Genomic DNA, 16,445 nt, shown 5'->3' with positions numbered 1-16,445 from the left:
GGTCAGGGGAGGATGAGGGAGTCGGCGGGGCGGATGCCGGCACGGCTCAGGATCTGCGGGATGCAGCGCTCGACGAAGGCCTCGTAATCGGCGGCTTCGTTGTAGAGGTGTGCCGAGAGTCGGAAGTACCCGACGCCGCGGAAGCTCGTGAACGCCGTCTCGACCCCGACCGCGTCGAGCAGGTCCATGCGCAGGGCGTCGGCCTCCTCGCGGGTCGCGCCGAGTCCGAGCGGCAGACGCAAGAGCCGCATCGACGGCACGGGCGAGGGGAGCGGGGTGAGCGGGTCCTCATCGCCGTACGGGCGCAGGGCCTCGGCGATCAGCTCGGCGCCGGCATCCGCGATCTCCGCCATCGCGGCGCGTGCGGCCGCCCAGCCGAACTCGCTCTCGATGAAGTCGATCGCGGTGGGTGTGGCCAGGTAGGTCGTGGCGTCGATCGTGCCCTGGGTGTCGAAGCGCTCCGGGTACGGCTCGCGCGCGGCCCAGGAGTCGATGAGCGGCCAGAGTTCGTCGCGGTCGGCGGCGGACGTGACCAGCAGGGCGGAGCCGCGCGGTGCGCACGGCCACTTGTGCAGGTTGCCGAACCACCAGTCGCCGCCCGCCACGGCAGCGGCATCCGGAATCAGACCGGGAGCGTGGGCGCCGTCGACGAGCGTGCGCACGCCGCGCTCGGCCGCCGCGTCGGCGATGCGCCGAGTCGGCAGCACCCGGGCGGTCGGCGACGTGATCTGGTCGACCACGATGAGGCGGGTGCGGGGCGTGAGCTGGTCGACGAAGAGCTGCACGATCTCGTCGTCGGAGGACAGCAACGGGAGGGCGACGGTGCGGACGCCGGCGCCGAACCGGCGGGCGAGACGCTCGGCTCCCATCGTGATGGCGCCGTATCCCTGATCGGTCACGAGGATCTCGTCGCCGGCTTCGAGCTGCAGTGCGTTGTAGACCACGGTCGCCGCGGCCGAGGCGTTGGGCACGAAGACGCTGTCTTCCGCCCGGGCTCCCACGAACGGGGCGGTGCGCTCGCGGGCCTCCTGCACGCGCTCGGCGATGCGCGGGAACCACTCGACCGGGCTGAGGTCTGCGCGACGGCGCAAGGCATCCTGATGCGCGACGACGACCGACGGGACCGCGCCGAAGGATCCGTGGTTGAGGTGGGTCACTGCCGGGTCGAGGGGCCAGGCGTCGCGCGCTCGCAGGCCGGAGTTCAGCGTGAGCGGTGCGGGGAACAGCGGTGCGGGCATCAGTCCTCATCGATGAGTCGGGCGAGTTGTTGCACAACTTTGCCACAGACTGTCGATATACGCCACGAAAACCCAAAACGGAAACATACTTGTCATACGAGTTTGTCGGCCGTGACGGTTCCGACAGACTCGCAGAAGAGTCGGCGGTGTCAGATCGACGGCGTCGGGGAGGATGACGATGGGTGCGTTGGACACGGCGCTGCACGGGTTGCGGGCGTTGATCGCCGATGGCGCGCTACGGCCCGGGGATCGGCTGCCGAGCGAGGGCGAACTCTGTGAACGACTCGGCGTCTCCCGCGGATCCCTCCGTGAGGCGATCCGGATGCTCGCCGCCCTCGGCGTGCTCGAGACGCGGCACGGATCCGGCAGCTACGTGAGCGAACTGCGCGCGGCCGACCTGATCGGCAGCCTGTCGCTCACGGTCGGGCTGCTGCCGATGGCGGGCGTGCTCGAACTCACCGAGCTGCGCCGCGTGCTCGAACCCCATGCCGCCGCCCTCGCCGCAGCGCGCATCGATCAGGAGACCGTCGAGTCGCTGGACCGCGTGCTCGCCGAGATCGAGGCGACGACTGACTTCGAGGAGCAGTCGCGGCTGGACCACGAGTTCCACATGGCGATCTCCGGCGTCGCCGGCAACGAGGCGCTGACCAGTCTGATCGACGTGCTGCGGTCGCGCTCGCGGGCCTACCGGATCTCCGAACCCGGGGACGCCGCCGAGCTCAAGGTGCACTCGGATGCCGGGCACCGTGCGATCCTGCGGGGGCTCGCCGCGGCGGACCCCGTCGCCGCGAGCGCTGCGGCCTCGGCGCACGTGGCATACACGGAGTACTGGGTGCGGAAGTACTCCGGGGTAGAGGACTGAGGGCGGTCTTCCGTCCGGTCAGTCGAGGGTGATGTCGACCTGGATCTCGGCGGCGAGGCGCTCGAGGTCGTCGCGCAGGGCATCGAGGTCGACCGAGGCGGGGACCTTCGCCACCACGGACGCCTCGAACAGGCGGCCGCCGGCCATCGCGGCATCCCGGGTCTCGGTGGCGAGTTCCTCGATGCTCAGGGCATGGGCGCTCAGTACCCCGGAGACCTCGCGCACGATGCCGGGCCGGTCGTTGCCGAGCACCTGGATCTGGAGCAGTCGGTCGTCGGCGGCATCCGCAGCCGGTGTCCCGGTGAGCACGGCGAGAGTCAGCAGCCCCTGCCCCTGGAGTCCGCGCAGTGCGGAACTCAGCTCCGGCGCCCGGTCGTCCGCGACCGAGACCTCGATCACGCCCGCGAATGTTCCGGCGAGCTCCGCCAGCGAGCTGTTCTCCCAGTTGCCGCCGTGTGCATCCACGACATCGGCGACGGCGGCCACGAGTCCGGGACGGTCTGCACCCGCGACGGTGAGGATCAGAGTTGTCATGCGGCCAGCGTAGCCCGCAGCACTCACTCCACCCAGACGCCCGTCTCGAGGAACCGATCCAGCCGCGCGCGGTGCGGGGCGAGGTCCCAGCCCTGCGCCGCCACCCATTCGTCGGAGTAGTACGTGCCGGCGTAGCGGACCCCGCTGTCGCAGATCAGGGTCACGACGCTGCCGGTCTCGCCCGCGGCTCGCATCCGGGCGATGAGCTGGAACGCGCCGTACAGGTTCGTGCCGGTCGAGCCGCCGGCCCAGTGCAGGGTGCGCTCGCGCAGCATCCGGATCGCGGCGATCGAACCGGCATCGGGGACGCGGATCATCTCGTCGATCACGGTGGGTACGAACGAGGCCTCGACCCGCGGCCGGCCGATGCCCTCGATGCGGCTGGGGCGCCCGGCCGGCGGGTCGACAGTGCCTGCCCACCCGTCGTAGAACGCTGAGCCCTCGGGGTCGACCACGGCGATGCGGGTCTCGTGCCGGCGGTACTTCACGTACCGCCCGAAGGTCGCGCTCGTGCCACCCGTGCCGGCGCCGGTGACGATCCAGGCGGGGATCGGATGCCGCTCCTGCGCGAGCTGGCTGAACACGCTCTCGGCGATGTTGTTGTTGCCGCGCCAGTCGGTCGCGCGCTCGGCGAACGTGAACTGGTCGAGGTAGTGGCCCGTGCAATCGGAGGCGAGGCGCTGCGCCTCGGGCGACATGTCCTCGGCGCGGTCGACGAAGTGGCAGGTGCCACCGTAGAACTCGATGAGGTCGATCTTCTCCTGCACGGTCGAGCGCGGCACGACCGTGATGAAACGCAGACCCAGCATCCGGGCGAAGTACGCCTCCGAGACCGCGGTCGACCCGCTCGACGACTCCACGAGGGTGGTGTCCTCGCGGATACGGCCGTTGACCAGTCCGTAGAGGAGGAGCGAGCGTGCCAGGCGGTGCTTGAGCGACCCGGTCGGGTGCACGGACTCGTCCTTGAGGTACAGGTCGATGCCCCACTCGGGCGGCAGCGGGAACAGGTGCAGGTGCGTGTCGGCGCTGCGGTTGGCGTCGGCTTCCAGCAGGGCGATCGCGGTGCTGGTCCAGTCGCTCATGCCCTCGAGACTACCGGCCGGTCAGCCGACCGTCCCGGCGGGCGAGGCGCCGCCGTCACCGTCGACATGCAAGAGCGAGGCCTGTCCCTGCTCCTGCCGCAGCTGGAACTCGAAGCGCGAGCGGTCGCCGCGGTGGTACGCGATGAAGTACTCGATGGGCGTGCCGTCGGAGCTGCGGCTGATGCTGCGCAGTCGCAGCAGGGCCGACCCGGCGCTGACCCCCAGGTGCTGCGCCTGCTCATGTGTGGCCACGGTCGCCTCCGCCGAGCGCACGCCGTGCGTCGCGACGATGTCATTGTCGGCGAGCAGCCGGTAGAGCGATCCCTCGGTCAGATCGGCGCCGAGAGTCACGGAGCCCACGGCCTCCGGCATCCACGTCGTCGAGAGCGACCAGGGTTCGCCGTCGACGTGGCGCAGACGTTCCAGTACGACGACCGGGGAGCCGACCGGCACCTCCAGCGCGAGCGCGACCTCCTCGTCGGCCGTGGCCTGCTCGTGCCGCAGCACGTCGCTGTGCACATGTCCGCCGCGGCGCTCGACGTCGTCGTACAGCCCGACCAGCGTGTGCACGAGGCTCTCGCTCGTGCGGGGGCGCGAGACGAACGTGCCCTTGCCCTTCACCCGCTCGACCAGACCCTCGTGCTCCAGCTGGGCGAGCGCCTGGCGCACGACGGTGCGCGAGATGCCGTACCGCTCGCACAGCCGGTGCTCGCCGGGCAGCGGGTCGCCGGGCTGCAGGCCGTCGCGGGCGATGCCGTCGATGATCAGCTGGCGCAGCTGGTCGTACATGGGTGCGGCGGAATGCCGATCGATCGCGTCGTCGACGATGGCCATCAGTACGCCACCCCCGCGTGCAGGATCACGTTCGCGTAGGGGGTGAACTCGCCGGAGCGCACGAACGCGCGGGCGCCCTGGCTGAGTTTCTTGAACTCCACATGCGGAATGAGGTCGATCTCGAACCCCGAGCCGGCGAACCTCTCCCGCAGCGCCTCCAGCACTTCCGGGCTCTTCTCGGCGACCTCGGCCGAGACGGTCGCTCCTTCGACCACCAGCTCGGCGAGCACGGTGTCGAGCACGTCGAGGAATGCCGGAGCGCCGGGGCGATAGGCCAGGTCGATGCGCTCGGCGCCCGGGGGAATGGGCAGGCCCGCGTCGGTGACGACGATCAGGTCGGTGTGCCCGGTCTCGCTGATCACGCGGGAGAGCGCGGGATTGATCGTGGTGGCCGTCTTACGCATGTGTCTCCTCGGTTCTCCGGATGCTCGGGTCGTGAGCTCGTTCGCTGGTTCAGCTCGCGACGGGGGCGGGCGTGCGCGCCGTCAGGAACGCGTCGACGTCGGCGCGGTGCGGAAGGCTCGGCGAGGCCCCCTGCTTCGTGACGGTCAGCGCGCCGGCCGCGGTGGCCAGGCGCACGGCATCCGCCAGGGTGCTGCCGTTCGCGAGAGCGGCGCCGAGGTAGCCGGCGTAGGCGTCGCCCGCCGCTGTCGTGTCGACCGCCTCCACGGGGAAGGGCGGGATCACGGAAGCGCCCTCGGCCGTCACGACGCACGAGCCCTGGCCCGCGAGGGTGATCACGGCGGCGCCGACCCCCTGGGCGAGGAACCAGCGTCCGGCGCGCTCGGCCGACGCGGCATCCGTCACCTCGATGCCGCTGATCAGCGTCGCCTCGGTCTCGTTGGGCGTGACGATGTCGATGCTCCGCCAGATCTCGGCGTCGAGCTCGGCGGCCGGAGCCGGGTCGAGGATCACGGTCATGCCGTGCTCGCGCCCGCGCGCGGTGATGTGGGCGGTGAGCGCGGACGGCGTCTCGAGCTGGGTGAGCAGCACCGAGGTCGAGGGGGCGAGGGCCGCCAGCGCCTCGTCGATCTGCGCGGCGCTCAGCGCGGCGTTCGCGAGCGGCACCATCACGATGTCGTTCTGCGCCGACGAGTCGACGCGGATATGCGCGACGCCGGTGGGGCCCGGAACCGTGCGCAGGTGTGCGAGGTCGACTCCCGCCGCCGTCAGTCCGTCCACGACGAGGTCGTGGAACAGGTCGTCTCCCACGCAGCCGACGAAGCTCGTGCGCGCACCGGAGCGTCCGGCCGCGACGGCCTGGTTCGCGCCCTTGCCGCCGAGCATGAGGGTGAACTCGTCGCCCAGGATCGTCTCGCCCCTGGCGGGCAGGCGCCCGGAGAAGGTGGTCACATCGGCGGTGACGCTGCCGACGATGACGACGCCGGTGCGGTCCTCGGGGTGTGCGGGGGTCATCTCGCTCCTGATCTTCCTCGACGGCAGGCGTAGCCGACGCTTTGACAGACCGCGGTGGCTGTCATTACATTAGCCGAATCCGCGCCTGTAACGACAGGTTGCCCGCGAGGAGACCCCGATGAACCCGATCGCGCCACGCCTGTACGTCGACAGCGCCGATGTCGACCGCGTCTCCCCGCTGCTCGCTGCGGGTGTGGTGCACGGCGTCACCACGAACCCGACCATCCTCGAACGGGGAGGCCGCACCGCCGCCGAGATCCCCGAGCTCTACGCCCGGTGGGAGTCGGAGGGAGCGCGTGAGATCTTCTTCCAGACCTGGGGCGGCGACACCGCTTCGTTCCTCCGCAACGCCGAGGGCATCCGTGCGCTGGGCGACCGGGTGGCCGTGAAGGTTCCGGCCACGGCCGCGGGCTTCGCCGCGGCATCCGCTCTGGTGCGCGACGGCGCCACGGTGCTCGTCACGGCCGTGTACTCGGTCGCGCAGGCGCTGGCGTGCGCCTCGATCGGTGCGCAATACATCGCCCCGTATCTCGGACGGATGCGGGACGCAGGACTCGACGGCGACGCGACGATCGCCCGGATGCAGGCGGTGTGCGCGGGGAGCGACTCGAACGTGCTCGCGGCATCCCTGCGCTCGCCGGATGACATCACCGGCCTGCGACTGGCGGGAGTGCCCTACTTCACCGCCGCGCCCGACGTGCTCGACCGGGTGCTCTTCCACGAGGTGAGCGACAGTTCAGCGGCGGAGTTCGACGCCGCGATGGTGCGCCTGGGCGCGTGAACCCGGTCTGCTGAACCCGGTCTGCTGAACCCGGGTCTGCTGAACCGCGGTGGGCGGGATCAGCTCGCCGCCGCCTGGCGCAACCAGCGCTCCACGCCCGCGATGTGAGCGGTGGCGAGGGAGATCGCGAGGGCGGAGTCGTGCTGGGCGATCGCGTCGGCGATGGCCCGGTGCTCCGACAGGGTGCGCTCGACCGCGCCACCCTCGGTGAGGCCGCGCCACACGCGAGCGCGCACGGTCTGACTGCTGAGGTGCTCGATCAGGCTCGCGAGGTATGCATTGCCGGACATCGCGACGATCTCGCGGTGGAAGCGGATGTCGTGGTCGACCAGAGACTCGATCGTGACCGCCGCATCGACGGAATCGACCTCGTCCTGCAATTCGGCGATCTGTTCGTCGGTGCCGAGGGTGGCCGCGAGCCCTGTCGCCTGCGACTCCAGCATCCGACGCACCGCGAAGATCTCGAGCATGGAGTCGTCGTCGTGCATGTCGACGACGAACGAGATCGCCTCCAGCAGCAGATGCGGTTCGAGGCTCGTCACGTAGGTGCCGTCGCCGCGGCGCACGTCGAGGACCCGGATGACCTCCAGTGCCTTGACCGCCTCGCGCATCGAGCTGCGGGAGAGGCCGAGTCGCTCGGACAGCTCCTTCTCGGGGGGAAGTCGATCACCGGGGGCCAGCTCGCCCGCGACGATCATCGCCTTGATCTTCTCGATCGCCTCGTCGGTGACTGCCATGGCGTCATCCTAGCGATTGATCGGATGTCTCCGGCAGGATGGAGCCATGCGCGTTCTCGATTCACATCTGCACCTCTGGGATCCGGAGGCTCTGACCTACACCTGGCTCGAGGGGCCGATGGCGTACCGGTTCGCCGAACTCGAGCTCGAGCACGCCCGTCTACCCGGGGCGCAGTCGGAGAAGTCGGTGTTCGTGCAGGCCGAGACCGTGGCAGAGGACTTCCTCGACGAAGTGCAGTGGGTCGCCGGCCGGGCCGCCGCACTCGGCATCGTCGGCATCGTCGCCGGCATCCGTCTCGACCGCGGCACCGACACGGTCGCACACCTGGAGGGGCTCATGGCCGAGCCTCTCGTCGTGGGTGTCCGGCACAACCTGCAGGGAGAGCCGGACGGACTGGCGGTATCGGCGGCGTTCGTGACCGGTGCGCGCGAGGTCGCCGCGCGCGACCTGACCTTCGACGCGTGCGTGCGCGCCGACCAGCTCCCGGACATCACCCGCTTCGCCGGTGCGATCCCGGAGCTGCGGATCGTGCTCGACCATCTCGGCAAGCCCAGGGTGGGCACGGCTGCTGCCCCGCTCGCTCCGACCCCGGAATGGGTGCGCGACCTGACCGAGCTGTCGCGCCACCCGAACGCGTTCTGCAAGCTCTCGGGGCTGCCCGGTGAGGCCGGCGGCGACTGGAGCGCGGCGCAGCTCATCCCGTTCCTCGATGTGGCGGCCGATGCGTTCGGGATCGAGCGGCTGATGTGGGGGAGCGATTGGCCGGTCTCGGTCATCGGACCGGCCGAGGTCGGCGACCCGCACGCTCCGGCCGACGGCTCGCCGACCTATCAGCCGACGGCTCGCACGCGCTGGGCCGACACCGTGATCGCCTGGGCGGATGCGCGAGGGCATGACCTCGATGCGCTCCTGTGGGGGAATGCCGAGCAGTTCTATCGCACCGCTCAGCCGCGCCATATCCCGTCGGACGAGGCTCCGCGCTCCGGCATCCGGGGCTGGCTCCGCGGCCACCGCGGCTGAGGGTCGTCTGCTCGTCGTTCCGGTCGCAGTTGCTGCCGCGCGGAGTCGGCCTCGGCGTTCCGGGCGCTGTTGCTGCCGCGCTCGCGCGATCGAAGCGGCGTCAACTGCGACCGGAACTGGTGCCGGGGTGCCCGACGAGAGCACGTCGGATTCGCAGGATCAGCTCCTCAGGGCGCGCGAAGAGGGCGCTGGTGACCTCGATCACCGTCCAGCCCGCGGCCCGAAGGGCGGCTATCCGCTCGACATCTGCGGCGTAGCGCTGGGCGTGCCGGAGCCCCTGATACTCGATCGCGACCTTCCGGGTCGGATACGCGAGATCCACGCAGGCGAGGAACCGGCCGTGGTCGTCATAGACATCGACGTTGAGCTCCGGTTCGGGCAGGCCTGCCCAGACGATGTGACACCGCACCGCGGACTCGCGTGCAGACCAGGAGTCCTCGCGGATGAGTTCGATCGCCTGTCGAAGGCGGGTAGCGCCGACACGGCGTCCGAGTTCGACTGCGGTGCGCAGTCCATCGACGGTCGAGTAGGAGGCCTTGCCTGCATGCGGTCGGCCGTGTCCGACTCGCCAGACACGACAGAAGTAGTCACCGAGGGCGACGAGGTCGAGCAGACTCCACGTTCCGAGACCGGCGAACGTCAGCTCCGGGCTGGCGACCGTCAGTCCGGATGGGCGGAGGATGCGGGCGACAGGCGCGCGAAGTCGATGAGCTCGTACTCCTTCCGCGCGGACGAGAGGACCCGAACCGTGGGTGGTGACGTGTACAGGGAGTGTGCGCCCGTCGGCGGGCCGTCCGTCAGCGAGCACCAGAGGGAGGGGACCGCCCCAGATCGCGACGGCGCTCTCGTGACTGAGGAACTGACCCGAGCGCAGCCGAGGGCCATACTCGTGCGCGCGAATGCGTCTCTCGACCTGTTGTCGCTCGTACGGATCGAGATCGTCGCGATCGGCGGAGGTGCTCACCTGTCGCCGAACTCCACGGAACGGGATCTCGAGGTCGCGTCTGCGCAGGCGGCCCTTGTTGATCCCGGCATCCAGAGCCTGTTGCACGGAGAACGACGCGCCGAGATGCGCAGGAAGGGGGCGAGACGAAGTCATCGCGCCACGATCGCAGGGTTGCTCGGACGCTGCTGCGGCTTTCCACAGGTGGCGCGGCGCCGTGCTTCCGGTCGCAGTTGCTGCCGTCCGGCGTCGGTCTCTGCGCTTCCGGTCGCAGTTGCTGCCGTCCTCGCGCGATGGACGCGGCGTCAACTGCGACCGGAACGTGCGTGAGTCGGGCTGACCGGCGTCAACTGCGACCGGAACGTGCGCGGCGGATGGCGGAAGGCGGAAGGCGGATGGCGGAAGGCGGAAGGAGGAGCTACTCCGCGCGCAGGCGCAGCTGAGCCATGCCGCCGTCGACCTCGATGAAGGTGCCGGTGGTCGAGCCCGCAGCGGGGCTGACCAGATAGGCGACCGCGGCGGCGACCTCGTCGGGGCTGACCAGGCGACCGTGCGGCTGGCGGGCTTCGAGGGCCGCACGCTCGGCGGCGGGGTCGGCTGCCGAGTCGAGCAGGCGTCCCACCCACGGGGTGTCAGCCGTGCCGGGGTTGACCGCGTTCACGCGGATGCCCTCGCGGAGGTGGTCGGCGGCCATCGCACGGGTGAGGGCTGCGACGGCTCCCTTCGACGCGCTGTACAGCGCCCGCTGCGGTAGTCCGGTGGTCGAGGCGATGGATGCCGTGTTGCACACCGCCGCCGACGGAGAATTCCGCAGCCAGGGCAGCGCCGCAGCGGTCACGCGGGCGATGCCGGTGACGTTGACCGAGAGCACGCGGGCCCATTCGTCGTCGTCGTTCGCGGCGATGTCGCCCTGCGCGCCGATGCCGGCGTTGTTGACGACGATGTCGATGCGCCCGAACCTCTCGGCCACGGCGGTCACCGCCGCGTCGACGCTCGCGCGGTCGGAGACGTCGGCCGTGAAGGCGGCGAACGCGGGGTCGGCCGCGGCGATGTCACGGTCGAGGACCGCGACGGTGGCCCCGTCGGCGTGCAGACGCTGGGCGATGGCCGCGCCGATTCCGGATGCTCCGCCGGTGACGATCGCCACCAGCCCGTTCAGTCCATCCGCGCTCACTTCCGGGCCTCCCATGCCACGAACTCCTGTCGCTGACGGCCGAGGCCGTCGATCTCGATCTCGACCACGTCGCCGGGCGCGAGGTAGGGGTACTTGCCCGAGAGGGCGACGCCCTGCGGAGTGCCGGTCAGGATCAGGTCGCCCGGCTCGAGGGTCACGTACTGCGACAGGTGGTGCACGATGTGCTCGACCGTGAAGATCATGTCGCTCGTGTTCGAGTCCTGGCGCGGCTCGCCGTTCACGAAACTGCGAAGGCCGAGCGCGTGGTGGTCGACTTCGTCGGGGGTGACCAGCCAGGGGCCGGTCGGGTTGAACCCGGGCGCGATCTTGCCCTTGGACCACTGCCCGCCCGACACCTCGATCTGGAACGCCCGCTCGGAGATGTCGTTCGCGGCGACGAACCCCGCCACGTGGGCGAGCGACTCCTCGGGGGAGTCGAGGTAGGCGGCGCGGGCACCGATCACGATGCCGAGCTCGACCTCCCAGTCGGTCTTCTCGCTGCCGCGCGGGATGGTCACCGCGTCGTCCGGCCCCACGACCGTGTTGGGCGTCTTGAGGAACAGGATCGGGATGGTGGGCGGCTCCGAACCCGACTCGGCCGCGTGCGCCGCGTAATTCATGCCGATGCAGATCACCGCACTCGGGCGGGCGATCGGGGCGCCGATGCGCATCGACGCGGCATCAGCGAGTTCGGGCAGCTCGCCGGCATCCCGGGCGGCCGTCACGCGGGAGGCGAAGTCGCCCGCGAGGAAGTCGCCGTTCACATCGGATGTCACGGAGCGGAGGTCGAGGTATCGGTCGCCCTCCACGAGGACGGGGATCTCATTCCCGGGGGTGCCGAGCCGCGCGAACTTCATGTTTCTCCTGATCGATCGGGAGGCCGCGGTGAGGCGGCCGGTCTCGTTGACAGTATAGACATCCGATGTTTACACTCCAAGGGATCCGCGCGGAAGAAATCAGCCGTGCATGGAGAGGAATCCCGTGAGCCGTATCGTCGCCCTCGACACCACCGACATCCGCTTCCCCACGTCCCTGAGCCTGGACGGGTCGGATGCGATGAACCCCGACCCCGACTACTCGGCCGCGTACGTCATCGTGCGCACCGACGCCGACGACGACAACGAGGGGCACGCGTTCGTCTTCACGATCGGTCGCGGCAACGACGTGCAGGTCGCAGCCATCGATGCGCTCGCGGGGCACCTCGTGGGGCGGGAGATCGAGCCCCTGCTCGATGACATGGGCGGCACGTTCCGCGACATCATCGGCGACTCGCAGCTGCGCTGGCTGGGACCCGAGAAGGGAGTCATGCACATGGCCATCGGCGCGGTCATCAACGCGCTGTGGGACCTCAAGGCCAAGCGCGCCGGGCTCCCGCTCTGGCAGCTGCTCGCGCGCATGACGCCGGAGGAGCTCGTCGACCTCGTCGACTTCCGCTACCTGACGAATGCCCTCACACGGGAGGATGCCCTCGCGATCCTGCGTGCCGCCGAGCCCGGCCGCGCCGAGCGCGAGCGGCAGCTGCTCGACACCGGATACCCGGGCTACACGACCAGCCCGGGGTGGCTCGGATACTCCGACGAGAAGCTCGAGCGCCTCGCCCGTGAGGCCATGGCCGACGGCTTCACGCAGATCAAGCTCAAGGTCGGCGCCGACCTCGATGACGACATCCGACGCTTCCGCAAGGCGCGGGAGGTGTGCGGGCCGGACTTCCCGATCGCGATCGACGCCAACCAGCGGTGGGAGGTGTCGGAGGCGATCGAGTGGGTGAACGCGCTCGCCGAGTTCCACCCCGCCTGGATCGAGGAGCCCACCAGCCCCGACGACGTGCTCGGTCACGCCGAGATCGCCCGCGGTGTGGCGCCGATCCGCGTCGCCACCGGCGAGCACGCGCAGAACCGAGTGATCTTCAAGCAGCTGCTGCAGGCCGAGGCGATCTCCGTCATGCAGATCGACGCCGTGCGCGTGGCCGGCGTCAACGAGAACATCGCGAACCTGCTCCTCGCCGCGAAGTTCGGCGTGCCGGTCTGCCCGCACGCAGGTGGGGTGGGTCTGTGCGAGGCGGTGCAGCACCTGTCGATGTTCGACTTCGTCGCGGTGACCGGCACCCGCGAGGGCCGCATGATCGAGTTCGTCGACCACCTGCACGAGCACTTCGTCGTGCCCACCGACATCCGGGGAGGTTCCTACATGGCGCCGACCGCGCCGGGAAGCGGCATGGAGATGAAGGCGGACAGCATCGCGACCTATACCTGGAAGGGTGCCCATGTCGGCGCCTGATCTGAACGGGGTGCCCGAGCGTCTGTCGGTGCCCCCGCTGGGCTACGGCGCCGCGAACGTGGGCAACCTGTTCCGCCCGCTGACCGACGACGAGGCGTGGGCCGTGCTGGATGCAGCGTGGGAGAGCGGCATCCGCTTCTACGACACGGCGCCGCACTACGGACTCGGGCTCTCGGAGCGTCGGCTCGGGGCGTTCCTGCAGACCAAGCCGCGGGAGGACTACGTCCTCTCGACCAAGGCCGGGCGCCTGCTGCGGCCGAACCCCGACCGCACCGGCGGCCTCGACACCGCGAACGACTTCCATGTGCCGGACGACCTGCAGCGCGTGTGGGACTTCTCGGACGCGGGCATCCGCGCCAGCATCGAGGAGTCCCGCGAACGCCTGGGCATCGAGCGCATCGACCTGCTCTACCTGCACGACCCCGAGCGGCACGACCTCGACCTCGCGCTCGCCGAAGCACTTCCGGCGATGGAACGGCTGCGCGCCGACGGTGAGGTGAGCGCTATCGGCATCGGTTCGATGGTGTCGGGCGCGCTCTCGGCCGCCGTGCGTTCGGCGGACCTCGACCTGATCATGGTGGCCGGCCGCTACACGCTGCTCGAGCAGCCGGCCGCGGTCGACGTGCTGCCCGCCTGCCGGGCGACCGGGGCCGGGATCGTCGCGGCATCCGTCTTCAACTCCGGGCTGCTCGCATCGAGCGAGCCGCGTCGTGACGGGCGCTACGAGTACGGGCAGCTTCCCGACGAGCTCTGGGACCGGCTCGTGCGCATCGCCGCCGTGTGCGCCGACCACGACGTGCCGCTGCCCGCGGCGGCGATCCAGTTCCCGCTGCAGTCCGACGTCGTGCGCTCGGTCGTGGTGGGTGGCAGTCGCCCCGCGCAGCTGCGGCAGAATGCGGAGTACGCCGCGCTCGAGATCCCGCCGGCGCTGTGGGAGAACCTGGCAGCGGAGGGGCTCATCCCCGCTGACCCGCCCGCCGCCTGAATCGCCCGCGGCTCGACGAAAAGGAGCACTCATGCTCGAAGGAATCCATCCCCTGCTGACCGGGGAGCTGCTGCTGCACCTCGACCGCATGGGGCACTCCGACGCCGTGGTCGTCGCCGATGCGCACTTCCCCGCATGGGGCCTGGGCGCACGGGTGATCGACCTCCCCGGCACGACGACGCCCGAGGTCGTCGCGGCCATCCGCACCGTGCTGCCCCTCGACGACGCGCCGGGCATCGATCTCATGACCTCAGCGGACGGCGAGGTGCTCGATGTGCAGCACGAACTCATGGCGGCGGCGGGCACAGCCGTGGACACGACGGCCTTCGTCGATCGGTTCGCGTACTACGAGGTCGCGAAGGCCGCTTACCTGCTGGTGCGCACGGGCGAGACCCGCAAGTACGGCAACGCGCTGCTGCGCAAGGGGGTCGTCGGGCACACCTCCGCGTGAGGCGTGAGGGAGGACGGCCCGCCTCAGCGACCTACGGTCGACTCCCGCACGATGAGCTCGGCGGGGAACGGCGTCGTCGCAGGTGGGGGAGCCGAGGGATCGGCGAGCTGCTGCAGGAGGGCGGCCCCGGCGGCGCGGCCGATCTCGTAGCCGGGCTGCCGCACGCTCGTGAGAGGCACAACGCCCTGGTGCGCCTGGGCGACATCGTCGAACCCCACGAGTGCGATCTCTTCCGGCACCCGGATGCCGTGGCGCAGGAGCTGGGTCAGCACGCCGAGCGCGACCATGTCGTTCGCGGCGAACACGGCGTCGGGCCGCTCGGCGGCGGGCATCGCGATGATCTGCGCCCCGGCCTGCAGACCGTCCTCGGTCGCCAGGTGCGGCACGTCGAGGGTCGACACGTTCGCGTCGGTCCCCGCCACCGCCTCGCGAAGCCCGGCGAGGCGGTCGTTCGACTGGCTCACCGCCGGGCTGCCGAGGAACAGGATGCGCCTCCGGCCGAGCTCCACGAGATGCTCTCCTGCGAGTCGCCCGCCCGCGCGATCGTCGAACAGCACCGACGCGACCTTCGACGAATCGGGGATCGGGCCGACCACGACGGAGCGGATGCCGCGATCGGCGAGCGCTTCCAGACGCGGCACCACGTCGCCGAGCGGGTAGATGACGATGCCTTGCACCCGGTGCGCCTCGAACATGTCGAGGTTGCGCCGCTCCTGCGCGTCGTCGCGGTTGCTGTTGCTGAAGAACAGCGACCAGCCGCCCTCGCGCGCCACGTCTTCGACCCCGCGGGAGAGGTCGTGGAAATACGGCAGCCAGGCGTCGAGCAGGATGAGCGCGAGAGCCTTGCTCGCACCCGCACGCAGCTGCCGAGCGGACTCGTTCGGCACGAAGCCGAGCTGCTTGATCGCCGCCCGCACCCGCTCCCGGCTCGCCGCTCCGAGCACGTGCGGGTGGTTGAGGTAGTTCGAGACGGTGGAGGAGGAGACCCCGGCGAGGGCGGCGACGTCCTTGACGCTCGCGGGCATGGGTCTCCTTCGTCTGGCCGCGTCGGTCGGGCTTCCCGCCCGGCCGGCGGCCTCAGGATATCGGAGGAGTTGCAACGTGCCAAGAAAGTTCTTGACAGGGTTCTCCCGCCCGACGTAGCGTGACTCGCACACCGGAGTTGGCACGTGCCAACTCTGGACGGCGACGGTGCCGCACACCCGCTGGGAGAGGCCTCATGAACATCGGCTGCCACGGGCTCGTCTGGACAGGGAACTTCGATGCCGAGGGCATCCGGCTGGCGGTGCGGAAGACGAAGGAGGCGGGCTTCGATCTCATCGAGTTCCCGCTGATGGACCCGTTCTCGTTCGACGTCTCCGTCGCGAAGGATGCGCTGGAGGAGCATGACCTCGCCGTCAGCGCATCACTCGGGCTCTCCGAGGCGACCGATGTCACAAGCGTCGACCCCGCGATCATCGCGGCCGGCGAAGCACTGCTCATCAAGGCCGTCGACGTGCTCGCGGATCTCGGCGGTCAGCACTTCTGCGGCGTGATCTACAGCGCCATGAAGAAGTACATGGAGCCGGTGACTGCCGAGGGGCTCGCGAGCAGCCGGGCCGCGATCGCGCGGGTCGCCGACCACGCCGCCGGGCGCGGCGTCTCGGTCTCGCTCGAGGTCGTGAATCGCTATGAGACGAACGTGCTGAACACGGCGCGTCAGGCCCTGGCTTACGTCGCCGAGGTCGATCGCCCGAACCTCGGAATCCATCTCGACACGTACCACATGAACATCGAGGAGTCGGATATGTTCGCGCCGGTGCTCGACGCCGCCCCCGCCCTGCGCTACGTGCACATCGGCGAGAGCCACCGGGGCTATCTCGGTACCGGGACCGTCGACTTCGACACTTTCTTCAAGGCGCTCGGTCGTATCGGGTACGACGGTCCGATCGTCTTCGAATCGTTCTCGTCGGCGGTCGTCGCCCCCGACCTCAGCCGCATGCTCGGCATCTGGCGGAACCTCTGGACTGACAATGCCGAACTCGGCGCCCATGCCAACGCGTACATCCGCGACAAGCTCGTGGCCGTCGATTCGATCCGGCTCCACTGAGCGGGACTCCCGGGCCGGAAC

At 70.1% G+C, this 16,445-nt stretch carries 18 protein-coding genes; 7 read left to right on the top strand and 11 right to left on the bottom strand.

Annotated elements, in window-relative coordinates; translation table 11 throughout:
• Window positions 1-2: 2 nt before the first annotated feature.
• Entirely contained in the window at window positions 3-1,238 is a 1,236-nt protein-coding gene (locus ACWGO6_RS06415; RefSeq protein WP_452326220.1) for an aminotransferase class V-fold PLP-dependent enzyme, read from the bottom strand.
• Between the two features lie 178 nt (window positions 1,239-1,416).
• On the opposite strand from ACWGO6_RS06415, the gene ACWGO6_RS06410 reads away from it, so the two are divergent.
• Window positions 1,417-2,100 carry a FadR/GntR family transcriptional regulator gene (locus ACWGO6_RS06410; RefSeq protein ID WP_452326219.1) on the top strand — a complete coding sequence of 228 codons (684 nt, stop codon included), beginning with the start codon at window positions 1,417-1,419 and terminating at the stop codon, window positions 2,098-2,100.
• A gap of 18 nt (window positions 2,101-2,118) precedes the next feature.
• Here ACWGO6_RS06410 and ACWGO6_RS06405 read toward each other — a convergent pair whose 3' ends face one another.
• Genes ACWGO6_RS06405 through ACWGO6_RS06385 form a run of 5 tightly spaced genes read right to left on the bottom strand, consistent with a single transcriptional unit; the run spans window position 2,119 to window position 5,966 of the window.
• Window positions 2,119-2,634: a glycine cleavage system protein R gene (locus ACWGO6_RS06405; RefSeq protein WP_452326218.1), complete on the bottom strand. Its 516-nt coding sequence runs from the start codon at window positions 2,632-2,634 to the stop codon at window positions 2,119-2,121.
• Window positions 2,635-2,657: 23 nt separating this feature from the next.
• Window positions 2,658-3,716 (bottom strand): PLP-dependent cysteine synthase family protein, encoded by a 1,059-nt coding sequence (locus ACWGO6_RS06400; protein WP_136043277.1) that lies wholly within the window; start codon window positions 3,714-3,716, stop codon window positions 2,658-2,660.
• Between the two features lie 21 nt (window positions 3,717-3,737).
• Window positions 3,738-4,550 carry a GntR family transcriptional regulator gene (locus ACWGO6_RS06395; protein ID WP_136043276.1) on the bottom strand — a complete coding sequence of 271 codons (813 nt, stop codon included), beginning with the start codon at window positions 4,548-4,550 and terminating at the stop codon, window positions 3,738-3,740.
• Window positions 4,550-4,954 (bottom strand): D-ribose pyranase, encoded by a 405-nt coding sequence (rbsD, locus tag ACWGO6_RS06390; RefSeq protein WP_452326217.1) that lies wholly within the window; start codon window positions 4,952-4,954, stop codon window positions 4,550-4,552. The genes ACWGO6_RS06395 and rbsD overlap by 1 nt, the downstream gene beginning before the upstream one ends.
• Before the next feature lie 49 nt (window positions 4,955-5,003).
• Window positions 5,004-5,966, bottom strand: coding sequence for a ribokinase (locus tag ACWGO6_RS06385; protein WP_136043274.1), 963 nt, complete (start codon window positions 5,964-5,966; stop codon window positions 5,004-5,006).
• Between the two features lie 118 nt (window positions 5,967-6,084).
• On the opposite strand from ACWGO6_RS06385, the gene ACWGO6_RS06380 reads away from it, so the two are divergent.
• Window positions 6,085-6,747, top strand: a complete 663-nt coding sequence (locus ACWGO6_RS06380) for a transaldolase family protein (RefSeq protein WP_376101229.1) — start codon at window positions 6,085-6,087, stop codon at window positions 6,745-6,747.
• Between the two features lie 59 nt (window positions 6,748-6,806).
• Here the strand turns inward: ACWGO6_RS06380 and ACWGO6_RS06375 are convergent, their stop codons facing one another.
• Window positions 6,807-7,484 carry a FadR/GntR family transcriptional regulator gene (locus tag ACWGO6_RS06375; protein ID WP_136043272.1) on the bottom strand — a complete coding sequence of 226 codons (678 nt, stop codon included), beginning with the start codon at window positions 7,482-7,484 and terminating at the stop codon, window positions 6,807-6,809.
• A gap of 46 nt (window positions 7,485-7,530) precedes the next feature.
• Here ACWGO6_RS06375 and ACWGO6_RS06370 point away from each other — a divergent pair, with 46 nt between their 5' ends.
• Window positions 7,531-8,505: an amidohydrolase family protein gene (locus tag ACWGO6_RS06370; protein ID WP_452326216.1), complete on the top strand. Its 975-nt coding sequence runs from the start codon at window positions 7,531-7,533 to the stop codon at window positions 8,503-8,505.
• A gap of 100 nt (window positions 8,506-8,605) precedes the next feature.
• Here the strand turns inward: ACWGO6_RS06370 and ACWGO6_RS06365 are convergent, their stop codons facing one another.
• The 3 genes from ACWGO6_RS06365 to ACWGO6_RS06355 all read right to left on the bottom strand — a co-directional run bounded on the left by ACWGO6_RS06365 (window position 8,606) and on the right by ACWGO6_RS06355 (window position 11,479).
• Complete coding sequence (locus ACWGO6_RS06365; protein WP_452326215.1) at window positions 8,606-9,604, bottom strand: DUF559 domain-containing protein; 999 nt, start codon at window positions 9,602-9,604, stop codon at window positions 8,606-8,608.
• Between the two features lie 262 nt (window positions 9,605-9,866).
• On the bottom strand, window positions 9,867-10,637 hold the full coding sequence (locus ACWGO6_RS06360; RefSeq protein ID WP_452326214.1) for an SDR family NAD(P)-dependent oxidoreductase: 771 nt from the start codon (window positions 10,635-10,637) through the stop codon (window positions 9,867-9,869).
• Window positions 10,619-11,479 carry a fumarylacetoacetate hydrolase family protein gene (locus tag ACWGO6_RS06355; RefSeq protein ID WP_452326213.1) on the bottom strand — a complete coding sequence of 287 codons (861 nt, stop codon included), beginning with the start codon at window positions 11,477-11,479 and terminating at the stop codon, window positions 10,619-10,621. The genes ACWGO6_RS06360 and ACWGO6_RS06355 overlap by 19 nt, the downstream gene beginning before the upstream one ends.
• 124 nt (window positions 11,480-11,603) lie before the next feature.
• Here ACWGO6_RS06355 and ACWGO6_RS06350 point away from each other — a divergent pair, with 124 nt between their 5' ends.
• From ACWGO6_RS06350 to ACWGO6_RS06340, 3 genes are read left to right on the top strand one after another with little or no spacing between them, the layout of a single operon-like run.
• Entirely contained in the window at window positions 11,604-12,899 is a 1,296-nt protein-coding gene (locus ACWGO6_RS06350; protein ID WP_452326212.1) for an L-fuconate dehydratase, read from the top strand.
• Window positions 12,886-13,884 (top strand): aldo/keto reductase, encoded by a 999-nt coding sequence (locus ACWGO6_RS06345; protein ID WP_452326211.1) that lies wholly within the window; start codon window positions 12,886-12,888, stop codon window positions 13,882-13,884. Before ACWGO6_RS06350 ends, ACWGO6_RS06345 begins: the two co-directional genes overlap by 14 nt.
• A gap of 31 nt (window positions 13,885-13,915) precedes the next feature.
• The gene (locus tag ACWGO6_RS06340; RefSeq protein WP_452326210.1) at window positions 13,916-14,335 is read left to right on the top strand and encodes an RbsD/FucU family protein; all 420 of its coding nucleotides are present in this window, start codon (window positions 13,916-13,918) and stop codon (window positions 14,333-14,335) included.
• 23 nt (window positions 14,336-14,358) lie between these two features.
• Here ACWGO6_RS06340 and ACWGO6_RS06335 read toward each other — a convergent pair whose 3' ends face one another.
• A complete protein-coding gene (locus ACWGO6_RS06335) occupies window positions 14,359-15,360 on the bottom strand; it encodes a LacI family DNA-binding transcriptional regulator (protein ID WP_452326209.1) in 1,002 nt (333 codons plus the stop codon).
• 194 nt (window positions 15,361-15,554) lie between these two features.
• On the opposite strand from ACWGO6_RS06335, the gene ACWGO6_RS06330 reads away from it, so the two are divergent.
• Window positions 15,555-16,424 (top strand): sugar phosphate isomerase/epimerase family protein, encoded by an 870-nt coding sequence (locus tag ACWGO6_RS06330; RefSeq protein WP_452326208.1) that lies wholly within the window; start codon window positions 15,555-15,557, stop codon window positions 16,422-16,424.
• Window positions 16,425-16,445 lie beyond the last annotated feature (21 nt).

Source organism: Microbacterium sp. NPDC055665 (assembly GCF_053618035.1).
This window is presented reverse-complemented; position numbering and strand designations above follow the sequence as displayed.

Coding starts and splice junctions, on each gene's coding strand:
- ACWGO6_RS06415 (WP_452326220.1), bottom strand. CDS start 1,238: ATGCCCGCACCGCTGTTCCCCGCACCGCTCACGCTGAACTCCGGCCTG.
- ACWGO6_RS06410 (WP_452326219.1), top strand. CDS start 1,417: ATGGGTGCGTTGGACACGGCGCTGCACGGGTTGCGGGCGTTGATCGCC.
- ACWGO6_RS06405 (WP_452326218.1), bottom strand. CDS start 2,634: ATGACAACTCTGATCCTCACCGTCGCGGGTGCAGACCGTCCCGGACTC.
- ACWGO6_RS06400 (WP_136043277.1), bottom strand. CDS start 3,716: ATGAGCGACTGGACCAGCACCGCGATCGCCCTGCTGGAAGCCGACGCC.
- ACWGO6_RS06395 (WP_136043276.1), bottom strand. CDS start 4,550: ATGGCCATCGTCGACGACGCGATCGATCGGCATTCCGCCGCACCCATG.
- rbsD (WP_452326217.1), bottom strand. CDS start 4,954: ATGCGTAAGACGGCCACCACGATCAATCCCGCGCTCTCCCGCGTGATC.
- ACWGO6_RS06385 (WP_136043274.1), bottom strand. CDS start 5,966: ATGACCCCCGCACACCCCGAGGACCGCACCGGCGTCGTCATCGTCGGC.
- ACWGO6_RS06380 (WP_376101229.1), top strand. CDS start 6,085: ATGAACCCGATCGCGCCACGCCTGTACGTCGACAGCGCCGATGTCGAC.
- ACWGO6_RS06375 (WP_136043272.1), bottom strand. CDS start 7,484: ATGGCAGTCACCGACGAGGCGATCGAGAAGATCAAGGCGATGATCGTC.
- ACWGO6_RS06370 (WP_452326216.1), top strand. CDS start 7,531: ATGCGCGTTCTCGATTCACATCTGCACCTCTGGGATCCGGAGGCTCTG.
- ACWGO6_RS06365 (WP_452326215.1), bottom strand. CDS start 9,604: ATGACTTCGTCTCGCCCCCTTCCTGCGCATCTCGGCGCGTCGTTCTCC.
- ACWGO6_RS06360 (WP_452326214.1), bottom strand. CDS start 10,637: ATGGGAGGCCCGGAAGTGAGCGCGGATGGACTGAACGGGCTGGTGGCG.
- ACWGO6_RS06355 (WP_452326213.1), bottom strand. CDS start 11,479: ATGAAGTTCGCGCGGCTCGGCACCCCCGGGAATGAGATCCCCGTCCTC.
- ACWGO6_RS06345 (WP_452326211.1), top strand. CDS start 12,886: ATGTCGGCGCCTGATCTGAACGGGGTGCCCGAGCGTCTGTCGGTGCCC.
- ACWGO6_RS06340 (WP_452326210.1), top strand. CDS start 13,916: ATGCTCGAAGGAATCCATCCCCTGCTGACCGGGGAGCTGCTGCTGCAC.
- ACWGO6_RS06335 (WP_452326209.1), bottom strand. CDS start 15,360: ATGCCCGCGAGCGTCAAGGACGTCGCCGCCCTCGCCGGGGTCTCCTCC.
- ACWGO6_RS06330 (WP_452326208.1), top strand. CDS start 15,555: ATGAACATCGGCTGCCACGGGCTCGTCTGGACAGGGAACTTCGATGCC.